Annotated in this window: 24 protein-coding genes; 10 read left to right on the top strand and 14 right to left on the bottom strand. The window is 64.1% G+C overall.

The window, feature by feature from the left end:
• Positions 1–227 precede the first annotated feature (227 nt).
• Both AC4D2M_RS16525 and AC4D2M_RS16520 read left to right on the top strand, forming a co-directional pair.
• A complete protein-coding gene (locus AC4D2M_RS16525; protein ID WP_490892987.1) occupies positions 228–1,013 on the top strand; it encodes an SDR family oxidoreductase in 786 nt (261 codons plus the stop codon).
• Positions 1,014–1,506: 493 nt separating this feature from the next.
• A complete protein-coding gene (locus AC4D2M_RS16520) occupies positions 1,507–1,890 on the top strand; it encodes a helix-turn-helix domain-containing protein (RefSeq protein WP_490892986.1) in 384 nt (127 codons plus the stop codon).
• Here the strand turns inward: AC4D2M_RS16520 and AC4D2M_RS16515 are convergent.
• A complete protein-coding gene (locus AC4D2M_RS16515) occupies positions 1,870–3,087 on the bottom strand; it encodes a PucR family transcriptional regulator (RefSeq protein ID WP_490892985.1) in 1,218 nt (405 codons plus the stop codon). The two genes, AC4D2M_RS16520 and AC4D2M_RS16515, sit on opposite strands and share 21 nt — an antisense overlap.
• Positions 3,088–3,383: 296 nt before the next feature.
• Here AC4D2M_RS16515 and ald point away from each other — a divergent pair, with 296 nt between their 5' ends.
• Positions 3,384–4,496, top strand: a complete 1,113-nt coding sequence (ald, locus tag AC4D2M_RS16510) for an alanine dehydrogenase (protein WP_490892984.1) — start codon at positions 3,384–3,386, stop codon at positions 4,494–4,496.
• Here ald and AC4D2M_RS16505 read toward each other — a convergent pair.
• A complete protein-coding gene (locus AC4D2M_RS16505) occupies positions 4,493–5,515 on the bottom strand; it encodes a Gfo/Idh/MocA family protein (RefSeq protein ID WP_490892983.1) in 1,023 nt (340 codons plus the stop codon). The two genes, ald and AC4D2M_RS16505, sit on opposite strands and share 4 nt — an antisense overlap.
• Before the next feature lie 141 nt (positions 5,516–5,656).
• On the opposite strand from AC4D2M_RS16505, the gene AC4D2M_RS16500 reads away from it, so the two are divergent.
• Both AC4D2M_RS16500 and AC4D2M_RS16495 read left to right on the top strand, forming a co-directional pair.
• Positions 5,657–6,166: a MarR family winged helix-turn-helix transcriptional regulator gene (locus tag AC4D2M_RS16500; RefSeq protein ID WP_490892982.1), complete on the top strand. Its 510-nt coding sequence runs from the start codon at positions 5,657–5,659 to the stop codon at positions 6,164–6,166.
• Positions 6,167–6,313: 147 nt separating this feature from the next.
• On the top strand, positions 6,314–6,877 hold the full coding sequence (locus tag AC4D2M_RS16495) for an NADPH-dependent FMN reductase (protein ID WP_490892981.1): 564 nt from the start codon (positions 6,314–6,316) through the stop codon (positions 6,875–6,877).
• Between the two features lie 80 nt (positions 6,878–6,957).
• Here the strand turns inward: AC4D2M_RS16495 and AC4D2M_RS16490 are convergent, their stop codons facing one another.
• From AC4D2M_RS16490 to AC4D2M_RS16480, 3 genes are all read right to left on the bottom strand, one after another.
• Positions 6,958–7,149, bottom strand: coding sequence for a hypothetical protein (locus AC4D2M_RS16490; RefSeq protein WP_490892980.1), 192 nt, complete (start codon positions 7,147–7,149; stop codon positions 6,958–6,960).
• Between the two features lie 48 nt (positions 7,150–7,197).
• A complete protein-coding gene (locus AC4D2M_RS16485; protein WP_490892979.1) occupies positions 7,198–8,157 on the bottom strand; it encodes a lantibiotic dehydratase C-terminal domain-containing protein in 960 nt (319 codons plus the stop codon).
• Between the two features lie 96 nt (positions 8,158–8,253).
• Positions 8,254–8,388 (bottom strand): hypothetical protein, encoded by a 135-nt coding sequence (locus AC4D2M_RS16480; protein ID WP_275450934.1) that lies wholly within the window; start codon positions 8,386–8,388, stop codon positions 8,254–8,256.
• 350 nt (positions 8,389–8,738) lie between these two features.
• Between AC4D2M_RS16480 and AC4D2M_RS16475 the strand changes: the two genes are divergently transcribed.
• Together AC4D2M_RS16475 and AC4D2M_RS16470 are read left to right on the top strand one after the other, a co-directional pair.
• Positions 8,739–9,740 carry a LuxR C-terminal-related transcriptional regulator gene (locus tag AC4D2M_RS16475; protein WP_490892978.1) on the top strand — a complete coding sequence of 334 codons (1,002 nt, stop codon included), beginning with the start codon at positions 8,739–8,741 and terminating at the stop codon, positions 9,738–9,740.
• 46 nt (positions 9,741–9,786) lie between these two features.
• Entirely contained in the window at positions 9,787–11,088 is a 1,302-nt protein-coding gene (locus AC4D2M_RS16470; RefSeq protein WP_490892977.1) for an aminotransferase-like domain-containing protein, read from the top strand.
• A gap of 38 nt (positions 11,089–11,126) precedes the next feature.
• Here the strand turns inward: AC4D2M_RS16470 and AC4D2M_RS16465 are convergent, their stop codons facing one another.
• From AC4D2M_RS16465 to AC4D2M_RS16450, 4 genes are all read right to left on the bottom strand, one after another.
• On the bottom strand, positions 11,127–12,569 hold the full coding sequence (locus AC4D2M_RS16465; protein WP_490892976.1) for a dihydrolipoamide acetyltransferase family protein: 1,443 nt from the start codon (positions 12,567–12,569) through the stop codon (positions 11,127–11,129).
• A 10-nt stretch (positions 12,570–12,579) separates the two neighbouring features.
• On the bottom strand, positions 12,580–13,554 hold the full coding sequence (locus AC4D2M_RS16460) for an alpha-ketoacid dehydrogenase subunit beta (protein ID WP_490892975.1): 975 nt from the start codon (positions 13,552–13,554) through the stop codon (positions 12,580–12,582).
• On the bottom strand, positions 13,554–14,726 hold the full coding sequence (pdhA, locus tag AC4D2M_RS16455) for a pyruvate dehydrogenase (acetyl-transferring) E1 component subunit alpha (protein WP_490892974.1): 1,173 nt from the start codon (positions 14,724–14,726) through the stop codon (positions 13,554–13,556). Before pdhA ends, AC4D2M_RS16460 begins: the two co-directional genes overlap by 1 nt.
• 121 nt (positions 14,727–14,847) lie before the next feature.
• Complete coding sequence (locus AC4D2M_RS16450) at positions 14,848–15,987, bottom strand: histidinol-phosphate transaminase (protein WP_490892973.1); 1,140 nt, start codon at positions 15,985–15,987, stop codon at positions 14,848–14,850.
• A gap of 103 nt (positions 15,988–16,090) precedes the next feature.
• On the opposite strand from AC4D2M_RS16450, the gene AC4D2M_RS16445 reads away from it, so the two are divergent.
• The gene (locus AC4D2M_RS16445) at positions 16,091–16,495 is read left to right on the top strand and encodes a phage holin family protein (RefSeq protein ID WP_490892972.1); all 405 of its coding nucleotides are present in this window, start codon (positions 16,091–16,093) and stop codon (positions 16,493–16,495) included.
• Here AC4D2M_RS16445 and AC4D2M_RS16440 read toward each other — a convergent pair.
• Together AC4D2M_RS16440 and AC4D2M_RS16435 are read right to left on the bottom strand one after the other, a co-directional pair.
• Positions 16,457–17,722, bottom strand: coding sequence for an alpha/beta hydrolase (locus tag AC4D2M_RS16440; RefSeq protein WP_490892971.1), 1,266 nt, complete (start codon positions 17,720–17,722; stop codon positions 16,457–16,459). The two genes, AC4D2M_RS16445 and AC4D2M_RS16440, sit on opposite strands and share 39 nt — an antisense overlap.
• Positions 17,719–18,015 carry a hypothetical protein gene (locus AC4D2M_RS16435; protein ID WP_490892970.1) on the bottom strand — a complete coding sequence of 99 codons (297 nt, stop codon included), beginning with the start codon at positions 18,013–18,015 and terminating at the stop codon, positions 17,719–17,721. The genes AC4D2M_RS16440 and AC4D2M_RS16435 overlap by 4 nt, the downstream gene beginning before the upstream one ends.
• A 168-nt stretch (positions 18,016–18,183) precedes the next feature.
• Between AC4D2M_RS16435 and purB the strand changes: the two genes are divergently transcribed.
• Together purB and AC4D2M_RS16425 are read left to right on the top strand one after the other, a co-directional pair.
• The gene (purB, locus tag AC4D2M_RS16430; protein ID WP_490892989.1) at positions 18,184–19,623 is read left to right on the top strand and encodes an adenylosuccinate lyase; all 1,440 of its coding nucleotides are present in this window, start codon (positions 18,184–18,186) and stop codon (positions 19,621–19,623) included.
• A 27-nt stretch (positions 19,624–19,650) separates the two neighbouring features.
• A complete protein-coding gene (locus AC4D2M_RS16425) occupies positions 19,651–20,571 on the top strand; it encodes an AEC family transporter (RefSeq protein ID WP_490892969.1) in 921 nt (306 codons plus the stop codon).
• Here the strand turns inward: AC4D2M_RS16425 and AC4D2M_RS16420 are convergent.
• The 3 genes from AC4D2M_RS16420 to AC4D2M_RS16410 are packed head-to-tail and all read right to left on the bottom strand — an operon-like array spanning position 20,563 to position 22,235.
• The gene (locus AC4D2M_RS16420; protein WP_490892968.1) at positions 20,563–21,072 is read right to left on the bottom strand and encodes a 2'-5' RNA ligase family protein; all 510 of its coding nucleotides are present in this window, start codon (positions 21,070–21,072) and stop codon (positions 20,563–20,565) included. The genes AC4D2M_RS16425 and AC4D2M_RS16420 overlap by 9 nt on opposite strands.
• An 11-nt stretch (positions 21,073–21,083) precedes the next feature.
• On the bottom strand, positions 21,084–21,986 hold the full coding sequence (locus AC4D2M_RS16415; RefSeq protein WP_490892967.1) for an FHA domain-containing protein: 903 nt from the start codon (positions 21,984–21,986) through the stop codon (positions 21,084–21,086).
• Between the two features lie 3 nt (positions 21,987–21,989).
• Complete coding sequence (locus tag AC4D2M_RS16410; RefSeq protein ID WP_490892966.1) at positions 21,990–22,235, bottom strand: hypothetical protein; 246 nt, start codon at positions 22,233–22,235, stop codon at positions 21,990–21,992.
• Between the last annotated feature and the right edge of the window lie 84 nt (positions 22,236–22,319).

Here is a 22,319-nt window from a genome sequence, read left to right as displayed (position 1 = left end):
CCACTCAGCCGTTTCCTCCGGATCCGTGTCCCCACCGGTACCCGAACCCACAATCCCCTGATCAGCAACCATGCCAAACCCTCTTTCGCTGCGCGGGACTGCCCGCTCGATTCAATGTCTCCGGCATCGCGCCCTCACGATGCGGCATTTGGTCGACGTCCGTGATGTGTTCAACCCAAAGGTTGACTTTCGCATTACGGAACTATAATTCCATTACTATAGGGTCAATGCCTGCAAAGATGGGAATCATGGACAAGCCGTCACACCGCCCTCCACGTATCGCCGTCGTCACCGGCGCCGGTTCCGGCATTGGGCGGGCGGTAACGCACGCCTTCCTCGAGGCGGGATGGGCCGTCACGTTGACCGGACGCCGCCGCGACCCCCTCGAAGAGACCGCGCGAGGGCGGGAGCTTGCCCAGATTGTCCCCGCCGACATCAGCCGGCCCGACGACGTTGCTCACCTCTTCAGCCAGGTTCGCGAACACTGGGGCCGGGTCGACCTGCTGTTCAACAACGCCGGCACCTACGGTCCCGCCGGAGCCGTTGACGAAATCAGCGTGGAGGACTGGACGTCCACGGTGTCAACCAACCTCACCGGCTCGTTCCTGTGTGCGGCGGAGGCTTTCCGCGCCATGAAGGAGCAGGACCCGCAGGGCGGCCGGATCATCAACAACGGCTCAATCGCGGCGCATACTCCGCGTCCCCGGTCGGTGGCGTACACCGCGACCAAGCACGCGATCACGGGACTCACCAAGTCGATCGAACTCGACGGCCGCGCCTATGGCATCACGTGCGGGCAGATCGACATCGGCAACACCCACACGGCGCTCATGAGCACGCTGGGCGTCGGCGACGGAGCGCTGCAGGCGGACGGCACCCGGCGGGTTGAGCCCACGTTCCCCGTTGAGGAGGCAGCTCGCACGATTCTGCATATGGCACAGCTGCCTGCATCGGCCGGCATCGGCACTGTCGTGATGACGGCCAGCGGCATGCCCTTCATCGGACGCGGCTAACCCGCGTGGTTGCGAGAAGCGGCTCCGTGCACGCGAAAGCCCCCCGCAGACGAGGGGCTTTCGTAAACTTGGCGAAAGTGCTCAGCTGTACCAGAACCAGTGCGGAGGGCTCCACATCGGTGGGACCTGGTGCCCGTTGAACGAGCCGCACATAGAGCAGGAATAGCTGACACTGGCGGGAAGCAGATCCCGCCCTTCCGAGGAGACTCGCGCAGGAACAAAATCCTCATAAATCAGGAACTCGTCGGTTCGGCAGCCATCGCACCAGGGCAACGCGCTATCCCGATCCACTAGCTGCCCGGTCGAGGCCAGCGAGGTACTTCGACGGTCTGGGTCGATAATCGTCATTGTTCATTCACCGTCCAACTGCAAGTTGTCATGGCTGATGACCACTAAGCTCGCTTAGTAGGGGAGAGTTATTACGATACCTTTTGTGCGCTAATTACGGAAGCGTTTTGTGATGATAAGCAAAGCCATTGGCAGAATAAGGTTTATGATTCGAGCCCGCGCACGCACCGCCCCGGCACTCTCCGACGCGCAGCGCCGGTCGCTTTCGCGGGCGCTGACGGAGAACCGCGACGTCACCGTCTTCGTTGACGGCACCGCGGTGAAGCTTCCCACTGAGGCACGGGACGCCGTCGTCGATCTTCTGCAGCGTCTGGCATCGGGAGACTCCGTGACCGTCTCCTCCGTTGCGGAAACGCTGACCACCTCGCAGGCTGCTGAAGCGGCCGGCATTTCCCACACCTATCTGAGGAACCTGACCGACGCCGGCGTAATCCCGGTCGAGTACCGGGGAACGCACCGGCGCATCAGGCGGGACGCGATCGACGCCTGGCTGGCCTCCCAGAAGAAGTCAGATGCGGGGACGCCGTGACCACCGCCGCGCCTTGAGCGCCAGGTGCAATTCCAGACGGACGGGCCCGCTCAGCGGATCAACGCCGATCACCGTGCGCACCCGAGCAAGCCGGTTGTAGACACTGCTGCGGTGCAGGTGAAGTTGCTGCGCCACATCCTGCACCGAACCGTTCTTGTCGAACAGCAGCTCCAGTACGGGCAGGAGCTCATTGTTGCGGTCGTGGTCCTCCAGCTCCGCGAAGTACACCGAACGCGGTGAAGACGCCTGCCAGCCGCCGCCCGCCAGGAACTGGTACGCCCCGATCGAGCGGTAGTCAACGGCGTCACCGAATTGTGGGTCCACGGCGGCTGCCTGCGCCGCGGACCGCGCCTGCACGTATGCACCCGCCAGACCATCCGGGGCGCCGAAGGGCTCGCTGGCACCGCTGGTGAGGTCGGTGTTCCCGGCTCCCGTGACTGCCACCAGCCGCTCGCCATAACGACGCCGGACCGTCGCCAGCTCAGCCAGACCGGCGTCGTGACGTACCAGAAGGACTGAGTGCGATGCCTCACCGGCACTGAAGACGACGACGTCGGCGCCCACCGTGGACTGCAGGGCTGCGGTGCGCCGGGCCAGGGTGGCATCCTCCGAATCCGGAGATGCCCACCGTGGGCCCGACGGACGATCGACCAGCACCGTAAGTTGCCATGGTGAGGTGCCGTCCAGTTCCGGCCACCCCGCGCACTCCTCCAGTGCACGGCCGTCTCCGGAGATCGCCGCCAGAAAGACCCTCTCCCTGCGCGTGCGGTGCTCGGAGCCTGCCGTATTGTCCTCCAGCAGCAGCGCGGCGAGCCGGTCGACGTCCTCCCGTACTCCGGGCAGCTGCTCGAGGATGTGCGCAGCGGTGTCTTCGCCGGCATCCTGCTGTACCCACAGATACCCGACGCGGAAGCCGCGAACCAGCAGTGGAACGCACACCCGCCCAAGCATCCCGAGGTCAGGGTTCGCGGGGACCGACACCGGACGCACCGCCGTCGTAATGCCGTGCTGCAGCTGCCAGGCGCTGACGTCCGCAGGGACCTTCTTGCTCAACAGGAAGTTGACGCGAACGCGGTCAGCGGACGACTGGTGGCTGCTGTAGGCGAGGAGCACACCGTCGAGGTCCTCGAGGGAGAGCCCGCGTCCGAGCCGAACGGCTATCCGCTCCACCTCGAGCTCCACCTGCGTTGTCTGCACCAACTCATCCTAGGACCGCGGCGACGACACTTGGCGCTCCACAACTCGACAAATGTCGACTGGAATACCGAGCGACTTCATGTTAGTCGCCCAGGTCACTTTCGCCCCTGATCCGCTCCAGTGCCCAGAATGGCGCAGAAGCAACAACGCCAGTACCCGACGTCGTCGTTCATCCCTGCGCGGGCGGGTAGATCTGCGCCCTGTCCGCGCGGCAGAAGCGCTCGTATCCTGTAATTGCGGAGCCACAAACTCCCTGCTCGACCCCTAACTCAACCTGAGAGTAAACGGAGAATCCCGTGATCATCGGCGTCCCCAAAGAAGTGAAGAACAACGAGTTTCGCGTAGCCATTACGGCCTCGGGCGTGCACGAGTTCCGCACCCACGGTCACACGGTCCTGGTGCAGCGGTCAGCCGGCGTCGGATCGAACATCACCGATGATGAGTACGTCGCCGCGGGCGCGGAGATCGTCGACGACGCCGATGACGTCTGGGCGCGCGCCGACATGGTCATGAAGGTCAAGGAGCCGATTGCCGAGGAATACCACCGCTTCCGGCAGTGCCTCGTCCTCTTCACCTACCTGCACCTCGCGGCTGAACCGAAGCTGACGCATGCGCTGATGGAATCCGGCGTCACGGCGATTGCCTATGAGACCGTCCAGGACGGCCGGGCGCTGCCCCTGCTGGCGCCCATGTCCGAGGTGGCCGGGCGCCTCTCCGTCCAGGTGGGAGCACAGGTCATGACAGCGCCGGCCGGAGGTCCCGGACTCCTCTTGGGCGGCGTGCCGGGCGTCCGTCCGGCACGGGTGGTTGTCCTCGGAGCCGGTGTTGCCGGCACAAATGCTACGGCGATGGCCGTGGGAACCGGCGCGGACGTCACCGTCATGGACATCAACATCGCACGCCTGCGCGAACTCGACGCCCAGTACGCGGGCCGGATCAGGACGATCGCGTCCAACGCCTTCGAGATCGAGCGCGCTGTGCTGGACGCCGATCTGGTCATCGGCTCGGTCCTCATCCCGGGTGCCAAGGCGCCGAAGCTGGTCACCAACGACATGGTTTCGCGGATGAAGCCTGGCAGTGTGCTCGTGGATATTGCGGTGGATCAGGGTGGGTGCTTCGAGGACTCGCACGTGACCACCCACGAGGACCCCACGTTCACCGTCCACCAGTCGCTGTTCTACTGCGTGGGCAACATGCCCGGGGCCGTTCCGAACACGTCGACCTACGCGCTGACCAACGTGACCCTCCCCTACGCCATAGCGCTGGCGGACAAGGGAGTCCGCGGTGCCTTCGAGGCAATTCCTGCGCTCTCGCACGGGCTCAATATTGCCGACGGCGCGGTGGCGCACCATTCGGTGTCCGAGGCCCATGGCCTTGACCTCACCGAAGACTGGCGCCAGCTCGTCTAGAAGGTGTACGCGGCCTCGATGATCCGGTGGGCGCGCAGGCTGTCCGCCGGATCGACCGGAACAGGACCACCGTCCTGCAGCGCCGTTGCAAGAACCTCGTAGAACGCCGGGTAGTTGCCGTTCTCGGTGGGCTGGCGTGTGGCTTCATGATCGAACCCGAGCAGTCCCCACGCCAGCTTGTCTTCGACGCCGTAACCGGGATCGGTGGGCAGCATCCCAGCATCGACTGCGCCCTCCTGCACGTCCACTCCCCACTTGGTGTACGCCGACTCCGAACCGGTGACCCGGAACCGCGGTGCCGCCTGCGGCGCGAGGGCGTTCATCCAGAGGTGACTGATTACGCCCGAGGAGTGCCGAAGGGCTAGGAAGACGTCGTCGTCGGGCCCTTCGACTTCCCGATGGGCCGCGCGCTCCACGTGCATGAGTTCCGCGTCGCCGAAGAGCTGCAGCGCCTGGTCGATCAGGTGGGGGCCGAGGTCGTAGAGAATCCCGCCGCCCTCTTCGGCCCCGCTCCTGGCCTTCCACGGCTTGGTGACCAGCGGTTTGTACGTTTCCATCCGGGATTCGAACCGCCGAACCGTCCCGAGCCGGCCCTCCTCGAGCAGCTTCCGAACGGTCAGGAAGTCGCCGTCCCAGCGCCTGTTCTGGAAGGCGGTCAACAGCTGCCCTTCCTCCCGGGCGAGGTCAATGAGCCGCTCGCCGTCTGCTGAATCCACCACGAACGGCTTATCAACAACGACGGCGGTGGCTCCCCTGAGCGCCCGCTCCGCCAGCGGTGCGTGAGTGGCGGGAGGCGTACTCACCACCACGAGATCCAGCTGATCGAGCTGCTGCCACAGCTCGTCGACGGTGCGGAGAATCCGGGCTTCGGGGTACTGGGTCTCCACCTGGGCGATACGGTCCTCGTTGGACGTCACGACGACATCGAGTGAATACCGGCCATTGGTGCTGATAAAAGGGGCGTGGAAAACCCTTCCGCCCAAGCCGAATCCGATGAGGGCAGTCCTGATTTTCTCCATGACCCAACCCTAGGGCCGCAACTCCTCTTCGGCACCAGCCGAAGGACGAAGACAACGGAGTTTACGACTTCGCGAAGCCATACTATGATCAATCCTCGGTCAAGCAGTGGCCGCGGAATTCCTCGTACCCAAGGGACCTCAATGGCCACTGCCCAGGACCTCAGCCCTCAATCCACCCCAGACTTCAGCGCTGACGTGCCCGCTTCGCCGGTCTCTTCCGGTGGAGCTGAAATCGGTCAAGCCGACGGCGTGACAGTAGACACGCACTCGACGCGCCTCATGCTCACCACAGCGGCCCACTTCGTGCAGCAGCACTTGCACTCGCAGTTGGCCGAACTCGGGCTGACCCCCCTCGACCTGTCCGTACTGAGCGGCCTTGCAGAACTGGGGGAAGCTACCGTGTCGGAGATCGCCGCACAGTGCCTCCTCTCCGGGTCCGTCAGTGAAACCTCGATCAACAACCTGACCGAGTTGGGGTTCGTGGAGGCGGAGGAAGACGTCCACTCGATCACCGATACGGGCATCAAAGCCCTTGCCGAGGCGCGCGCCCTCGAGGACGAGCTTTTCGCGGAGAAAAGCACCACTCTCCGGATGGAGCTCGGTTCCCTGATCAGTCGCCTCCGGGACGGCGGGGCCCTGGACGCCACGTAGGCCCTTACGGGTCCTTGGAGCGGTGAGATACAGGCCGGCGTCGTGCATGTCACAGCCGGCGCCGGAATAGCGGATTCCAAGAGAGAGTTTTAACTCCTGTAAAGCTTGATCGGCGCGCCTGCGCCACAGCGCCCCGAGGAGTAATTTATGGCGAAGTTCACTGTTCTCACGCTCGTTGGAAGTCTCCGCGAAGGTTCCATCAATCAACAACTTGCTGAAGCCTTCGCGCTGCGTGCGTCCGAGGGCGTAAACGTGGTCCAGTTCGACCAACTCGCCGACATCCCGTACTACAACGAAGACAACGACAATGACGCCGACAGGCACCCGGCCGGCGCCGCGCTGCGGGCAGCGGCCCAGGACGCCGACGCGGTGCTGGTGGTTTCCCCGGAGTACAACGGAACCATGCCGGCCGTCCTGAAGAACGCCATCGACTGGCTGTCACGTCCCTTCGGCGCGGGGGCCATCAGCGGGAAGCCCGCCGCGGTAATCGGCTCAGCATTCGGTCAGTACGGCGGGGTGTGGGCCCACGACGACGCACGCCGCTCTCTCACGGTGGCGGGCGCCCGTGTCCTTGAGGACGCGAAGCTGTCCATCCCCAGCTCGATCACACGCTTCGCGGACGTACACCCCAAGGATGACGAGGAAGTGGTTGAGCAGCTTCGGTCCATCGTGAAGTCACTGGAGGGCGTCGCTGTGGGCGCCGCAGCATAAAGCCCCCGCACTGAAAAGCCCGGACTCATGAGGGCCCGGGCTTTTGCGTTCAGTGTCCCGGCGGTTTCTGTTGGGTTGATTCAGTGCCAGAGGCTATCGGCCCAGGCGGCGTCGCGAAGGTAGTCCCGCGCGGCTCCGACTTCCCAGAGCTCTCCCTGGGAGGCGATCACTCCCATTCCGCGAAGATTCTCCACGGTGTCGGGCGAACATCCCAATGCTTCGCTCAAGTCGTGTGTGTCAGCGGCGAGGATGACGTCTTCGTTGTAGGCCATACTGCACTTTCCTTTCTCGTCTTAGGTGGACGATCGAGCAGGACGTAGTCAATTCCGGTTGAACAGGACGCGTTCACGGTCTGCGCTCCACGTGCGGGCGTACAAGCCGAGGACGGCTTCCTCGCGGCGGCTGAAACCAAGGCGGTTCAAAGTCATATGGGCCTGGTGCACGGTCAGGTGCTGGGCGCTTCGGCTTACGCGTGCCTTGTCTGCGCGGTAAAGGTAGGCGTCCACCGCACGGAACCACCGGCGCCGCCAGTTGTGTACCGCTGATTCGGCAGCCGTTGCAGCCATCAGGCTTTGGAAAGCGGGTACTTTCGCGTTCACCTGGTTAATAATCGCTTCCCGGACTGCGGGGCCTCGTGGGCCGAGATCAGGGGTGCAGGTCCTGAGATGGCTGTCCCAGTAATAGTTCCAGGAGATCCGCCGCCGATCAGCCCAACTCGCGGAACGGGAGCCTCTCATCATGCTCCGTGCAGAGTCGAAGAGGACCAGCGCGGCAAACGCGGACCGGCTGTGCATCTTTGAGAAACGCTGCGTTCCCCATGCCGCCAACTCGGAGGAAAGCTCGAATACTTCTTCTGCCAATTCAAGGCCCTCGACTCCGCCGTACTTGTACAGCTCGGCTTCGAGCTGAGGGTCGGCGTCTTCGACACCGCGCAGGTAGTACCCGCTGGTGGCCGGCGTGGAAATGGACTGGCGGGAGGGCAGTGCGGCCAACGTGTCGGGGTTGCGCTTCAGCAGCAACTGATGCGCCGTCCGCAGCCCTTCGATGGTTGCGGGCTGCGCCAGGATGTGCAGACGCACCTGAACAGCAGATGGTTCTACACTTCGCGTGTAGAACCATCTTCCGGCTCGTAGTACTTGAGCCTGCGCCGCCAGCGGGGTAACCAGGTCTGCGATGATGCCGTCCGCTACATCGAAACCGCCTGCATGAGTGGAGAGATGCCACCATTGAGCGCTGAGTGCTGTTCGTGAGGCGGTTCGAACTGCTGTCAGCTGACTCATGGCATCCTCCTTCGGGCTAATGGTTACCCCCGCTGGGGCGAGTCTTTGGGCGTTCCAGCTTCAGCGATAAAGGCCTGAAACGCTATGCAACTGGTCTTATTTCGGCCAGTCCCAGCTCGCGGTCACGGTCTTTGGCCAATCCCAGCTTGCTGCTCCAACTGCCGGGGTGGCCGGTGCGAGAGCTGCTGCTGCGACAAGGAGGCCTGCGGCTGCGCCGATGATCTTCTTCACTGGACGTTCCCTTCCGTCAGGTTGCATGTGACGCTGTCCCGCTCGCCGTCGAGCCGGTAAATCCAGCATGTGCGTGGCTCTCAAGGCGTGTCCAGCTGAGACGAGGCCCTCTTTAGGACATGACCTGATGCGGACATCCAGACTCCTGTGGACCCTTCACAGGTCCCTGGTGTCAGGCCTGCATGCCTTGTACTCCGCTGATTTGAGGGTCTTGGGAACGGAAATCGCACAGGCGCGGCAGCGATGTCATTAAGCTGGCATGTCATGTTTTTCGGCGTCATTTTCGGGCTTTGCGGCGACCAGCGCGGACGCCGAAAGCAGGACCCCGACGGCGGGTCTGTAGGCTACCCATGAGAACGCAGCCAGCAGGAAAGGGAATCCGGATGCTCGACGGTATGTCCATTGAGCTATACCGCTATGCTGTCGGCCACCCGGGATGGACCAAACCGCAGGCCTCGGAGGCGCTTGGCTACACCCTACGGGAGATTGACTCGGCGATGGAAGTACTCGTGGAACGCCGGCTGCTGAGCGAGCAGGGGGCCTCTCCGGACGCATATGTTGCCGTTTCTCCCGACGTGGCGCTGGCCGATCTCGTCGATGCAGATGAGCGGGCGGTGCAGGACCTCCGGTCAAGGATCAGCGCCCGACGACGGGAACTGTCCACCCTAGTGCCGACCTACCTGGAAGCTCGAAAAGGTGTTATCACCAGCTCCTCGATAGAGACCCTGGAAGACCCGCATCTCATCCATCGGGTGCTCATCGATTACGGGAGGGACGTCAGCGAGAAGGTGCTGATTGCCCAGCCCGGCCAGGGATCGACGGCGGATGTTCAGGAGGAGAACGTCCGGAAGGATCTGGAGCTGCTCAGCCAGGGCGTTGAGCGCAAGACGCTCTACGATGTCAGCACACGCGACCACGTTCCAACGCGCAAGGCGGTCGCGGCGATCACGGCCGGAGGCGGGCAGTTCGGTGCGCTGCCACGTGTCCCGCTCCGCATGCTGATCTTCGACCGGAAACTCGCACTGGTGGCCCGTCAGCTCAAGCACGACGACAAGGCGGCGCTGGTAGTCCGGGATCCTCACCTGATCCACATCTTCACCCAGCTGTTTGAGTTCGCCTGGGAGCTCAGCGAGCCCTTCCTCATTGACGAGCCGAAACCCTCCCCCCTCAACAGCACCCAGCGGGCCATCCTCAAGTGCCTCGCGGACGGTTACTCCGACGAGGTCATCGCCCGGCGCCTGGACATCAATGTGCGCACCTGCCGGCGCCACATCGCCTGGATGCTCGAGGCCCTGCACGCGGACAGTCGTTTCCAGGCGGGCATCAAAGCGTGCCAGGCAGGGTGGATATAGACAACTTCTGTTGTCTATCGGTGAACGTGTCCTCTAGACTCGACGCGTGACCTCTCAGGATGAACTGAACTCGACGCTGCTGCCCGCCGAAACCGAGGTAGCCCTCGAACGGGCTGCGGAGTCGGCCCACCGACACGAGGATCTGTTCTCCGAGCGGGCCGCGAACATCAAACAGTCCGCCGTCCGGGACGTCTTCGACATCTCCATCCGGCCCGGACTCGTCTCGCTGGCAGGTGGGAGCCCGTACCTGAAGTCGCTTCCGCTGGAGGAGTTGGGGAAGACCGCTGAGCGACTCATTTCCGAGCATGGCCTGGAGGCGCTGCAGTACGGCGGCGGCCAGGGCATGGAACAGCTCCGCCGCCAGATCTGCGAGGTGATGGCCGCCGAAGGAATCACCGATGCGGATCCGGCAGACATCGTTGTAACCACCGGCTCGCAGTCCGCGCAGGACGTCGCTGCGAAAGTCTTCTGCGACCCCGGCGACGTGATCCTGTGTGAAGACCCGACGTATGTAGGCGCCCTAAATACCTTTGAGGCTTACCAGGTGGACGTGCAGGCCATCGAGATGGATGAGCAGGGTCTCGTGCCGGAAAGACTCGAGCAGTGCATCGCGGACCTGCTCACGGAGGGTCGCCGCATCAAGCTGCTCTACACCATCCCCAGCTTCAACAACCCGAGCGGCATAACCATGGCCGCGGACCGGCGACAGCGTGTTGTCGATATCTGCCGCGCCAACAACATCCTGATCCTCGAGGACAATCCGTACGGTCTGCTCCGCTTTGACGGGCACCCCCTGCCGCCGATGCGGGCCGACAACCCGAACGACGTCATCTACCTCGGCTCATTCTCGAAAATCTTCGCTCCCGGCGTCCGCCTTGGCTGGGCGCTTGTTCCACGGCACCTGCATCGCCGGTTCTATCTGGCGTGCGAAGCGGTGGTGCTGTGCCCGTCGCCGCTGACGCAGATGCTGGTGTCCGCGTACCTGAGCGATTACGACTGGCAGGGGCACCTCTCCAACACACGCTCCCTCTACAGCGAGCGGTGCGACACCATGCTGAAAGCCCTAGCCGAGCACCTGCCGGAGGGCGCCTCCTGGACCACACCGGACGGCGGCTTCTTCATCTGGGTCACCCTGCCGGAGGGCGTGGACACGTACCCGCTGCTCTACCAGGCCATTGATGCCGGCGTCGTCTTCATCCCCGGAGCCGCGTTCACGCCCTCGGACGAACCGTCAAACAAGCTGCGTCTGGCTTTCAGCGCGGTTTCTCCGGAGGACATCGAGGAGGGCGTCCGACGTCTCGCGCCGATCCTGCAGACTGCGATCGAGAATAATTCCGCCCGCAACTGACCGACGGCGGAATCTCCGCCGTCGGCGTCCCTCACGGATCAGTCGAGCAGCAACGCCGGCTCTTCAAGGATCGACGCGACGTCGGCCATGAACCTGGCGCTCAGGTCACCGTCGACAACGCGGTGATCAAACGAACCGCCGAGGGTGGTAATCCAGCGCGGTATGACCTCGCCGTCGAGCACCCAGGGCTTCTGCTTGATGGTTCCGAACGCCACGATGGCCACTTCACCCGGGTTGATTATTGGAGTTCCCGTGTCGATGCCGAGGGCGCCGATGTTCGTGATGGTCAGCGTTCCGCCCTGCATCTCCCCGGGCTGGGTCTTGCCGGCCCGTGCGCGCAAGGCCAGGTCATTGAGCGCGAGCGCCAGCTCCTTCAGGGAGAGATCCTGGGCATCCTTGATGTTCGGCACCATGAGTCCGCGGGGCGTGGCGGCCGCGATACCGAGGTTCATGAAGTGCTTGACCAGGATTTCCTGGTCCGTCCAGGTCGCGTTGACCGATGGGTTCCGGGCTGCTGCCCAAATGACAGCCTTGGCGAGGATCAGCAGCGGTGACACCTTGATCCCCTCGAAGTCCCGTGAAACCTTCAGCCGTTTCACGAACTCCATGGTCCGGGAGGCGTCGACGTCCACGAAGATGCTCACGTGCGGAGCGGAGAAGGCGCTTTCGACCATCGCCCGGGCGGTGGCTTTGCGGACGCCCTTCACGGGGATGCGCTCAATCCGCTCATCCTGCGGACGTGTGGCAGCTCCCCAGAACGATGGCGCGTGGTCCTGCTCGGCGTCCCGCTGCGCCTGGTAGCTCAGGAGGTCCTGTTTGGTGACCTCTCCGGAGCCGCCGGTGGCGGGGACGTCGGCCAGGTCGATTCCGAGATCGCGGGCGGCCTTGCGGACCGGCGGCTTCGCGAGGGCGCGACGCAACGCGCCGGGCGGTGCTGCTGCTACCGGTGTTGCAACCGACGGTGCCGTAGCGGACGGTGTTGCTGCGCTGCCAGCCGGCTGCACATCGGTGACGTGCGCCGATGCGGGTGCCGGCGCCGTCGTCGTCGCTGGTGTTTCCGGGGCGCTGGCGGGGCGGTTGCTGCGCGGTCTGCGGCGGGAGGAATCGGCTTTGGGACCGGTTCCGACCAGAGGCGCGTTCGCATCCGATGACGGCGCTGCCGCCGGCGGAGTGACGAATTCGCCCGGCACGTGTTCGGCGGCCGGCGGCTCCTCCGCAGCACTGCCCGGATCTGCCGGCGCGCTGTCCGAGACCGAGATGATGGGCGTTCCCACTTCCACGGTCTCGCCCTCCTGGACGAGGAGCTCGGCAACCACACCTGCGTAGGGCGACGGGAGTTCGACGAGCGACTTGGCGGTTTCGATCTCCACGATGACGTCATTGACGGCGACGGTTGCGCCGGGCTGGACCTGCCAACGGACGATCTCGGCCTCCGTGAGACCCTCGCCCACGTCAGGGAGGTTGAAGGTATTCAGCGTCATGGGAGTCCTTCTAGTAGGCGAACACCGTATCGAGCGAGTGCAGGATACGGTCGAGGTCCGGCAGGTAGTGCTCTTCGGTACGTGCGGTGGGATACGGCAGGTGAAAGCCGCCTACCCGAGTGACCGGCGCCTCGAGGGACAGGAACGCACGCTCGGTGATCCGTGCGGCGATCTCCCCGCCGATGCCGCCGAAGGTGGGGGCCTCATGCGCGACCAGCAGCCGCCCGGTCTTCAGTACGGAGGCCGTGACGGTATCGAAGTCGATGGGTGAGATGGAACGCAGGTCGATGACCTCGACGCTTCTGCCGTCTTCAGCGGCGGCGTTCGCCGCGGCGAGGGCAACAGGCACCAGCGGACCATAGGCCACAATGGTGGCGTCGCTGCCTTCCCGCAGCACCTCGGCCTGGAAGGGACTCGACGGCACCGCTGACACGTCCACCTCCCCTTTCAACCAGTAACGGCGCTTCGGCTCGAACACGATCACCGGGTCCGCGCACATGACCGCCTGCTGGATCATCCAGTAAGCATCATGCGGGTTGGACGGCGTGATGATCCGGAGGCCGGCGGTGTGGGCGAAAAGCGCCTCGGGTGACTCGGAGTGGTGCTCAACGCTCCCGATCCCGCCGCCGTAGGGGATCCGGATGACGACCGGTGCGGTCAGGAGCCCGTCGCTGCGCGCATGGATTTTTGCCAGCTGTGTGGTGATCTGGTTGAACGCCGGGAAGACGAATCCGTCGAACTGGATCTCACAGATGGGCCGGTACCCGCGGAGGGCGAGCCCGATGGCGGTGCCGATGATCCCCGACTCGGCGAGGGGCGTATCCACCACGCGGTCCGGCCCGAACTGGGCCTTGAGGCCCTCGGTGACCCGGTAGACGCCGCCGAGGTCCCCGATGTCCTCGCCCATGAGGAGGGCGGTCGGGTGTGCGCTCAACGCGGCCCGCAGTCCCTCGTTGATGGCCTTTGCTATGGTCATCACAGCCATCAGCGAGCACCTTCCTCGACGTCGAACCCGGCTTCGTAGTCCCGCCAAACCTGCAGTTCTTCCTGGATGAGCGGGTGCGCTTCCGCATAGGTGGTAGCGAACCGATGCTCCAGGCCCGGCGCTTCCATGGACAGGACCCCGGCGCGCAGCTTCGCGGCAAGCGCCTTCGCTTCCTCCTCCAGCTGCTCGAAGAAGTCATCTCCGGTACCGGTGGCGCGCAGGCGGAGTTCCACCCGGGTCAGCGGGTCACGTGCCACCCACTGCTCTTCCTCTGCGGCAAGACGGTACTTGGTGGGGTCATCAGCGGTGGTGTGCGCGCTCATCCGGTAGGTAAACGCTTCGATCAGAACCGGACCTCCGCCGTTGCGTGCGCGGTCCAGGGCCCAGCGGGTCACTGCCTGCACCGCGAGGACATCGTTGCCGTCCACCCGGATGCCCGGGAAACCGTATCCGTGGGCGCGGTGTGCCAGCGGAACCCGTGACTGGACCTCGGTGGGCACTGAGATGGCCCAGTGGTTGTTCTGGCAGAAGAAGATCACCGGGGCATTGAAGGAGGCGGCGAAGACCATGGATTCGTGGACGTCGCCCTCGGAGCTGGCCCCGTCGCCGAAGTAGGCCACGGTGGCTGCTTTCGGCGCGGACGGCTCCGCGACCTGATCACGCTGCATCCCCATGGCGTAGCCAACAGCGTGCAGGCACTGCGCTGCGAGCACCAGCGTGTACAGGTGGAAGTTGGAGTCCTTCGGGTTCCAACCGCCGTTCGTGACGCCCCTGAACAGCTTGAGCAAGTCTGTGTGGGCCACCCCCCGGGAGACGGCGACACCGTGCTCGCGGTAGGTGGGGAATGCGTAATCCTGCGCCTGCATGGCTTGGGCGGAGCCGATTTGGGCTGCCTCCTGGCCGCGCATCGGCACCCAGAGTGCAAGCTCACCCTGCCGCTGCAGGGCGGTGGCTTCCTGATCGAACCGTCGGATCAGATACATCTCCCGGTAGAGCGCGGCAAGCTCGTCCTCGGCCGGGGCATAGCCCCTGAAGTCCGGGTTCTTCAGCTCGCCCTCGGGCGTGAGCATCTGCACCATTCCAGAGGGGTCCCGGGGGGACTCGGGGAGGTGGTGCGCGTCGAGCTGCTCCTCTGCATCGAACTCGGCTGCAGGCAGGCGGGGTGTTGCCATACTCTGGTTCCTCGCAGGTAATATTCCGTGGGTAGTATATGTTTTGCTGGTTCATGCACTAGAGTGCATGCGCAGTCTACTAGAGTAGCGACGACGGCGCCCACCACCTATTTGTGAAGTGCTAGGAAACGCCTGGGCCCCCTGTGTAGGTTGCACAGAGCTCGAGAAAGCGGGAGTTTGCCTCGGGTTCTCCGATGCTGACCCGTATCCCCTCTGTGCCGAATGCCCTCACTGAGAGGGCTTGCTGTTCTGCGAGCGCAGCGAACTCCGGAGTGTTCTCCCCCAGTGCAAGCCAGATGAAATTTCCTTCTGCTTCCGGGATCTCCCATCCGAGGTCCCTCAATCCGCCGACCACCCGAGAGCGCTCGTCAACTATGCTCTGCACTCGCTCCCGGACCTCGTCGATGTGGCGCAGTGAAGTGACGGCGGCGTGCTCGGCGATCTGGGATACCGCGAAGGGCGTGGCGCTGACGCGAAGGTGCTCGGTGAGAGTGGGCTGGGAGATGGAGTACCCCACCCGTAGCCCCGCGAGGCCGTGCGCCTTGGAGAACGTGCGGAGGACGACGACGTTGGGATAGTCGCGGTAGAGCGGGAGTCCCTCTACGGCGTCGGTCTTTCGAACGAATTCCACATAGGCCTCATCCAGCACGACGACGACATTGGTCGGCACTCGGGCAAGGAAACTCCTCACTTCCTGCTCACTGAGTGCGGGGCCGGTTGGGTTGTTGGGCGTACACAGGAGAATGACGCGGGTGCGCTCGTTGATGGCTGCGGCCATGGCATCGAGGTCGTGGGTTGAGTCCGGGAGCAGGGGAACCTGCACGCTTGTGGCGCCTGCCAGCCCCACGCAGATCGGGTACGCCTCGAAGGACCGCCAGGGGTAGATGACTTCGTCGGGTGCGTCGTAGTCGTTTTGCCCTGCGAATGCGGCGAGGATCTGGTTGAGTGCGCCGAGGCTTCCGGCGCCGGTGACGATGTCCTCGGGCGGCACTCCCAGGAAGGCACCGAGCTCGGTGCGCAGGGTTGTGGTCATCGGGTCGGGGTAGCGGTTGACCTGGGTCTGCTGGGCAATGGCCTCCAGTACCGCGGGGAGGGGCGGCAGTGGGTTCTCATTCGACGAAAGCTTGTAGCTCTCCAGCCCTTCGATGACCACCGGGGGTTTCCCGGCGGCGTAACGGGGCAGACGACCAAGTACGCTGCGCGGGTGGATGCGGGTGACCTCTTCCGCAGCAACGTCGGTGTGGTTTTCGGGTGCACTCATGTGCACAAGCGTACTGGCGAGGCTTGGTCAGCGGGCGACGGCCGGCGCTGGAAACCTTGGTCAGGCAGCGGATCAGGCTGACCGGGTGTGACAGCATAAGTCCATGCTCAGGTTCATTATGAGAGTCTTCATCAACGCTCTTGCCCTGTGGGTGGCGGCATGGCTGTTACCCGGCATCGAATTGGGCTCAGAAGCCGCCGTCGAAGTATCCAGTGACGAAACAGTCGAAAGCGTGCTCTCCTTCCTCTTCGTCGGTCTGGTGTTCGGCATTGTGAACGCCCTGGTTCGACCAGTGGTATCGCTGCTCTCGCTTCCCCTGACCATCCTCACTCTCGGCCTCTTTACGATCATCATCAACGCCGGGATGCTCATGCTCACCTCGTGGCTCACCTCATTCACCCCGATCAACTTCGTGGTGGACGACTTCTTCTGGACCGCGATCCTCGGGGCGATCATCATCAGCCTGGTCTCACTTGTCGCGGGAACGATCACCGGCACCAGGCGCTGAGCCTGCCTTGGCCTGATGGTTGCTGGAGCGTATGCCTGCCGGAGCTGACTGAGGACCGGAGAAAGGCGCCCTGGTGATCTGGAAAACGTGGCGCTTGGCTGACGTTCCCGCCACAGCCGTGCTGAGCGCAGCCGTGATCGGTGCGATGGACGGATGCGAGCTCAGGTCAACCGCCCGCGCACCCTCCCGGTAACTCCTGATCTTGTGGGCGGGACCGAGGCCGAAGACCTCGCCCGGGGCCAACTCGACCGGATGATCAAGCATGACTGATACCTGGTTCGGCCGGTCCGTGACGGGGGCGAAGTTCCACGTCGGGATGTGATCATCCTCGTGGGCAAGGTGGAGAAAGGTGGTGCTCTGCGGAACGTCCTCCTCGGTGATGGGAGATCCTGCCGTAACAACCAGACCAACCGAATACGTTTCACGCACCCGCCCGCTATTCGCGAGATTTACCGCGTGCATTCCTCCCTGGCTGTAACCGACCAGCACGACGTTGGCGCCCGCCTCTGCGCCCACTCCTTCAAGAGCGCCCGCTACCGCTTCATTGACATGCCTGCTGTCCTCGAATTTCGATTCGGCGATTCCATCCCCATTGAAGGGCTGGCCCGCATCTGTCCACTCCGTTCCGGGGATTACAACGACATAGGTCGGTCCGGACTGGCCTGCCACTTCCAGGACCTCGAAGGACGATCCGGGCTCATCCCGGGCTTTGGACACCCGCGACAACAGACCATCCACAGTCCCCTGCAACTGAATCGAGTCAGTTCTCGTGTGCGTCAACGTCACGGGTGTGGACCGGTAGGGCACCGATGGGAGAACTTCTGCAACGGCATGGCTGATGTGATCCCTGGTGCTGATTTCAGCAAGCTCATACGTCAGGCGGCTTCTTCTGATCCTGTCTGCTGTTCCATCCAGGGCGGAGCTATCCTCCGAGAGCCGCTGAAGACCCGCATGGATCCCCTCGGTGGCTGTTGCGCCCGCTGCGGCGGAGGTACCGGCGGCAAGCAGGTCGCTGAGCGATCGGACCGCCGACAGGCGCAGCTCGATCCACTTGATACTTACCCATATTCGTTGCAGTTCCGCTGCGGCATCGCTGACGATCTGCGCGCCTTTGTCCAACTCATCCCATTGGAAACGGATACCGCCGACTCCGCCGATCACCCTCGCCACCCCCTCTGTATCGCCGGGCGTAACGATCGGCTTGAGGTCTGGATCAGGAGCTGTCATGCGAGGGCGCCCTTCCCCTCGGTACTGGCCAGTGCCACGCCGTAGGCATCAAGCGCGAGAGCCACTTCACGCAGATGTGCAGCCGTGACCGTCACAGTCGTAGCCCTTTCAGCCAGGTACGCCCGGAAGTTCTGCCCCGCAGGCGAGTGCCAACTGATACCTTCGGCTCCCCGGAGACGCTCACGCACCGATTCCACGGCTTCCGCCTCGATCCGAAGCGCTCTCGCGAGGTCCCGGACAGCCTGATGAGACTCCTGCTCGCGCGGTAGTGCCGGCGTGGTAATGGGATACATGCCCGGTCCCTCCTCAATCAGCGGTTGTGCCTGCCCAAAACGGTAGGCGGCAGGCAGGGGCCGGCGTCGGGCACGTGCGCCTATGTTGATATCCCGCCCCGATCCCGCTCGAGTGGAGGAGTTGTCATGCAGCGGGTGGATGCCGCCGATCGTGGAATGATTGGAGGCATGCCGCACACTCCTTCCTCCCGGGTCAACCTTGCGTCCGTATCCATCCACCAGGGTGAGAGCCAGGTCCCGATCGCGCTGGGACCCCTGGACGGCAGGTACCGTCCAGCAGTTGCCCCGCTGGTCGACTACCTCTCCGAAGCGGCGCTGAACCGGGATCGCGTGCACGTGGAAGTGGAGTGGCTGATCCACCTGACGCGCAATAGCGTCCTCCCCGGAACGCAGGCGCTCAGCAGTGAACAGGAAGCAGCACTGCGGGAGATTGTCACCACCTTTGACGGCAGCGCCGTCGGTGAGCTTGCAGAGATCGAGCGGGTCACCGTCCACGACGTGAAGGCAGTGGAGTATTTCATCGGCAGCCGGCTCGAAGGCATCGGCATCAGCCGCCTGAAGCCGCTCGTTCACTTCGGCTGCACCTCCGAGGACATCAACAACCTCTCCTACGCCCTGGGAGTGAAGGGCGCGGTGGAGCAGATCTGGCTTCCCGCCGCGTCATCCCTCGTGGACCAGGTGAAGGCGATGGCCGAGGAATCGCGGTCCGTCCCCATGCTCTCCCGGACACACGGGCAGCCCGCCACGCCCACCACGCTGGGCAAGGAGCTCGCCGTCGTCGCGCACCGCCTGGAACGGCAGCTTCAGCGCATCCGCCGCACGGAGTACCTCGGCAAGATCAACGGCGCAACGGGAACCTTCGCCGCACACGTCGCCTCCGTACCGGAAACCGACTGGCAGACCGTTGCACGCGACTTCGTCGAGGGCCTCGGGCTTACCTGGAACCCATTGACCACCCAGATCGAATCCCACGACTGGCAGGCGGAGCTCTACGCCGACGTGGCCCGCTTCAACCGCATCCTGCACAACTTCTGCACGGATGTGTGGAGCTACATCTCGATCGGTTACTTTGCACAGGTGCCGGTGGCGGGAGCTACCGGCTCCTCCACCATGCCGCACAAGGTGAACCCCATCCGCTTCGAGAACGCTGAAGCCAACCTCGAAATCTCCTGCTCGCTGCTGGATGTTCTGGCGTCGACCCTTGTCACCTCGCGGTGGCAGCGTGACCTGACCGATTCCTCCTCGCAGCGCAACATCGGCGTAGCCTTCGGACACTCGCTGCTGGCCATCTCCAACGTGTCCAAGGGCCTTGAACGGCTGGACGTCGCCGAATCTGTCCTGGCTGCGGACCTCGACAGCAACTGGGAGGTCCTCGGTGAAGCCATTCAGATGGTCATGCGCGCCGAAGCGATCGCCGGGACGCCGGGCATGGAAGATCCCTATGAGCGGTTGAAGGATCTCACCCGCGGGCACCGGGTTGATGCTGAGCGGATGCGTGAGTTTGTCCTGGAACTCGGCCTTTCTCCCGAAGCCCAGGAACGGCTGCTTGCACTCACCCCGGGAACCTACACAGGCATCGCCGACACCCTCGTAGACCACCTCCGCTAACCAGCCCAGAACCAGAGAGGTCCTGCGATGGCGGGCGTGTTGATTGGCTTTGCCATCGTGGGTGCCGTCATCTTTATTGGTTACCTCGCAGGCAGGTACGAGCTTGCGGGCCGGGACGCAGGTCCGGTGCTCAGCCGGACGGCATTCTTCATCACCAACCCGGCACTGCTCTTCACGATCCTTGCGACGGCGGACCTGGAAGAGGTCTTCTCCGCCTACGCACCGGTGGCGTTCCTCGCCTCGGTTTCGTCTGCCCTGCTCTACGTTCTGCTGAGCCGAATCTGGTTCCGACGGCGTGCTGCGGAGACGGCCGTCGGCGCGATGAGCGGTTCTTTCGTGAACGCGAACAACATCGGTATCCCCATTGCCGTCTACGCGCTGGGTGACGCCACGCCCGTGGCGCCGGTTCTTCTGGTGCAGCTTCTCATTCTTGTCCCCTTCTACCTTGCCTTCCTGGACATCGCCTCAGGAGGAAAGGCATCCTTCGGCCGCATCGCCTCTCAACCCATCCGGAACCCGATGATCATCGCATCGGTCCTGGGAGTGCTGGTCGCGCTCACTGGGGTGGACATCCCGGATCCGGTCTACGAGCCCCTCGTCCTGCTGGGCGGCGCGGCGGTGCCGCTGGTCCTGCTGGCTTTCGGAATGTCCCTGCGTGGGACCCGCCCGCTCGGCGCGCGGGAAGTGCGCACGGAAGTCATCGTTGCCACCCTCATCAAGACGGCGTTCATGCCGGTGATCGCCTATCTGCTGGCCCGCTTCGCATTCGGTCTCGAATCCGAGCTGCTCTTCGGAGCAGTTGTGATGGCGACGCTGCCCACAGCGCAAAACACCTTCCTCTTCGCCAGCCGCTACAACCGGGGCATCCCGATCGCGCGCGACGTCGTCGTGCTCACTTCGGCACTTGCCGTACCGTCGCTCATCCTCGTGACCGCACTTCTAGCCTGAGCCCAGCAGGGTCGTCGTTTTTTCGTGGCTGTCCCAGCGCCGCAGGGCGGTGAGCGGGAGCAGTCCGTGGTCGCCAGGCAGGAGGTCCATTGCCTGGGCGACCTGCGCGGAGTTCATTCCCCGGGCGAGCGTGATGTGCGGGACCCAGCGGTCCGGGAGGCAATTACCGGCGACTTGCGGGACCTCCCGCAGAACGCCGTGCACCACCCGGTGAAGCTCGAGAAGTGCCGCACTGACGACGCCGAGGTGCGCCAGCACCTGCCCGCGACCGGTGCGGAAGGTGACAAGGCCGGCAATGTGGATGGGAAGGGGCAACACCTCGACGAGCGCCGCCAGGGCGCCGTCGTGCTCAGCAGGAATGTGCGGTGCAGCCAGCAGCGTGATGTGCGGACGGTTGGACGCGGCGGTGTGCCTGGCCTGGGATGGAAGGCCTGCCTGCTTGAGTGCCTCCCAGTCCCGGTGCAGAAGCTCCTCCCCGCGCAGATCAAGGAGGAGCTCCACGCTGTCCATGGTCAGCGCGGGTTTTGCCGGTAATCGCCGATACCGACGGAGCCGTCCTCCTCCACCGCGCCCGTCCGCGGGTCGAACTGCGGCCACTGGTAGGCCAGCTCGCCTCCGCTGCGGCCGCCGAAGGGACGCCCATGATCGGCGTACTCCTCACGGAAGTAGGCGAGGCACCAATCACCGAGCTGTACGCGTGCACCGGTCCTCAGGATTGAGGGAGCATCGGGCTGAACGCTGCCACGGACGGGGCCGTGCGGCACGAGTACGTACTCGTCATCAGCGTTGTGCTCCACTGTGGCGTGGACCGGAAGCAACCCTTCAAGCACCAGGTCCGCGTCAGGCGAGCTGCCGATGACGATCTTCTCCTGAGCCAGATTCACCTCACGCGGAACCTGCCCGTTCCAGGTGTCGGAATCCTGCACGAAGATGAGGCGTGGACGTCCGCTGCCCGGCGTGTGGTGGGTAGTGGTCACCTGACGCCGGATGCGCCGGTTCACGGTGGGTACCAGAGGAAACGGGGTCGACGGCGGCAGCAGCGGAGTGTTGATCTTCCGGCTCCCTCCACGGATCAAAGGCGCCAACGCTGCGAGGGACCCGGCACGGATGTGAGGTGACCGCGTCATCAGACGCTGGGCCATCGACGTCTCGACCTTGCCAATGCTGACCAGCGTTCCCGCGGGGCCGGCGATCGTCACGGTGAGGCCTTCGTCGGCGAGGCTTGCTGCCAACTCACGCACGCTGTTCAGTGACGGAAGGCCGCCGAAACCTGCTATCGAGGGATCCTCACAGTAAATGGTCACCTCGGAGCCGGCTGCGCTGACGGTGCCGTGTTTCTCTTCGGTGGCGCCGTCGTCGTCGGTATCCGCGAGCGAGAAGGCGAGATCTATATCGAGGCGTACCCGCTGTGACACTGGCTAGCTCCGGTGCTTGTCAGAGCCTGCGGCGTCATGATCGCTGGTGGTGACCCGGACGGTTCCGTTCAGCTTCCAGGTTGCGCGGGGCGCATCCGGTCCGATGTCCCGTGGGACTTCGATGGTCATGTCGATGAAGCTGTAATTGACCGCGGCACCCTTGCCGGTGAGGTAGGACCACATTTCCTCGGCGAGGTCGGCCCAGTCACGGATGCTGCGGTTGTTATCAACAGAGGTGTTTTCAGACATGGCGAATTTCCTTGCGTTTATTCGGCTCTGCCCGGCGCCCTCTACCCGCCTGACCTGACAACCCCGAGCCTAATCGCTTCCCGG

This window comes from Arthrobacter sp. TJ-270, from assembly GCF_058269075.1.
The sequence above is the reverse complement of the archived record's forward strand: the minus strand, read 5'-3'. Positions and strand labels throughout refer to the sequence as shown.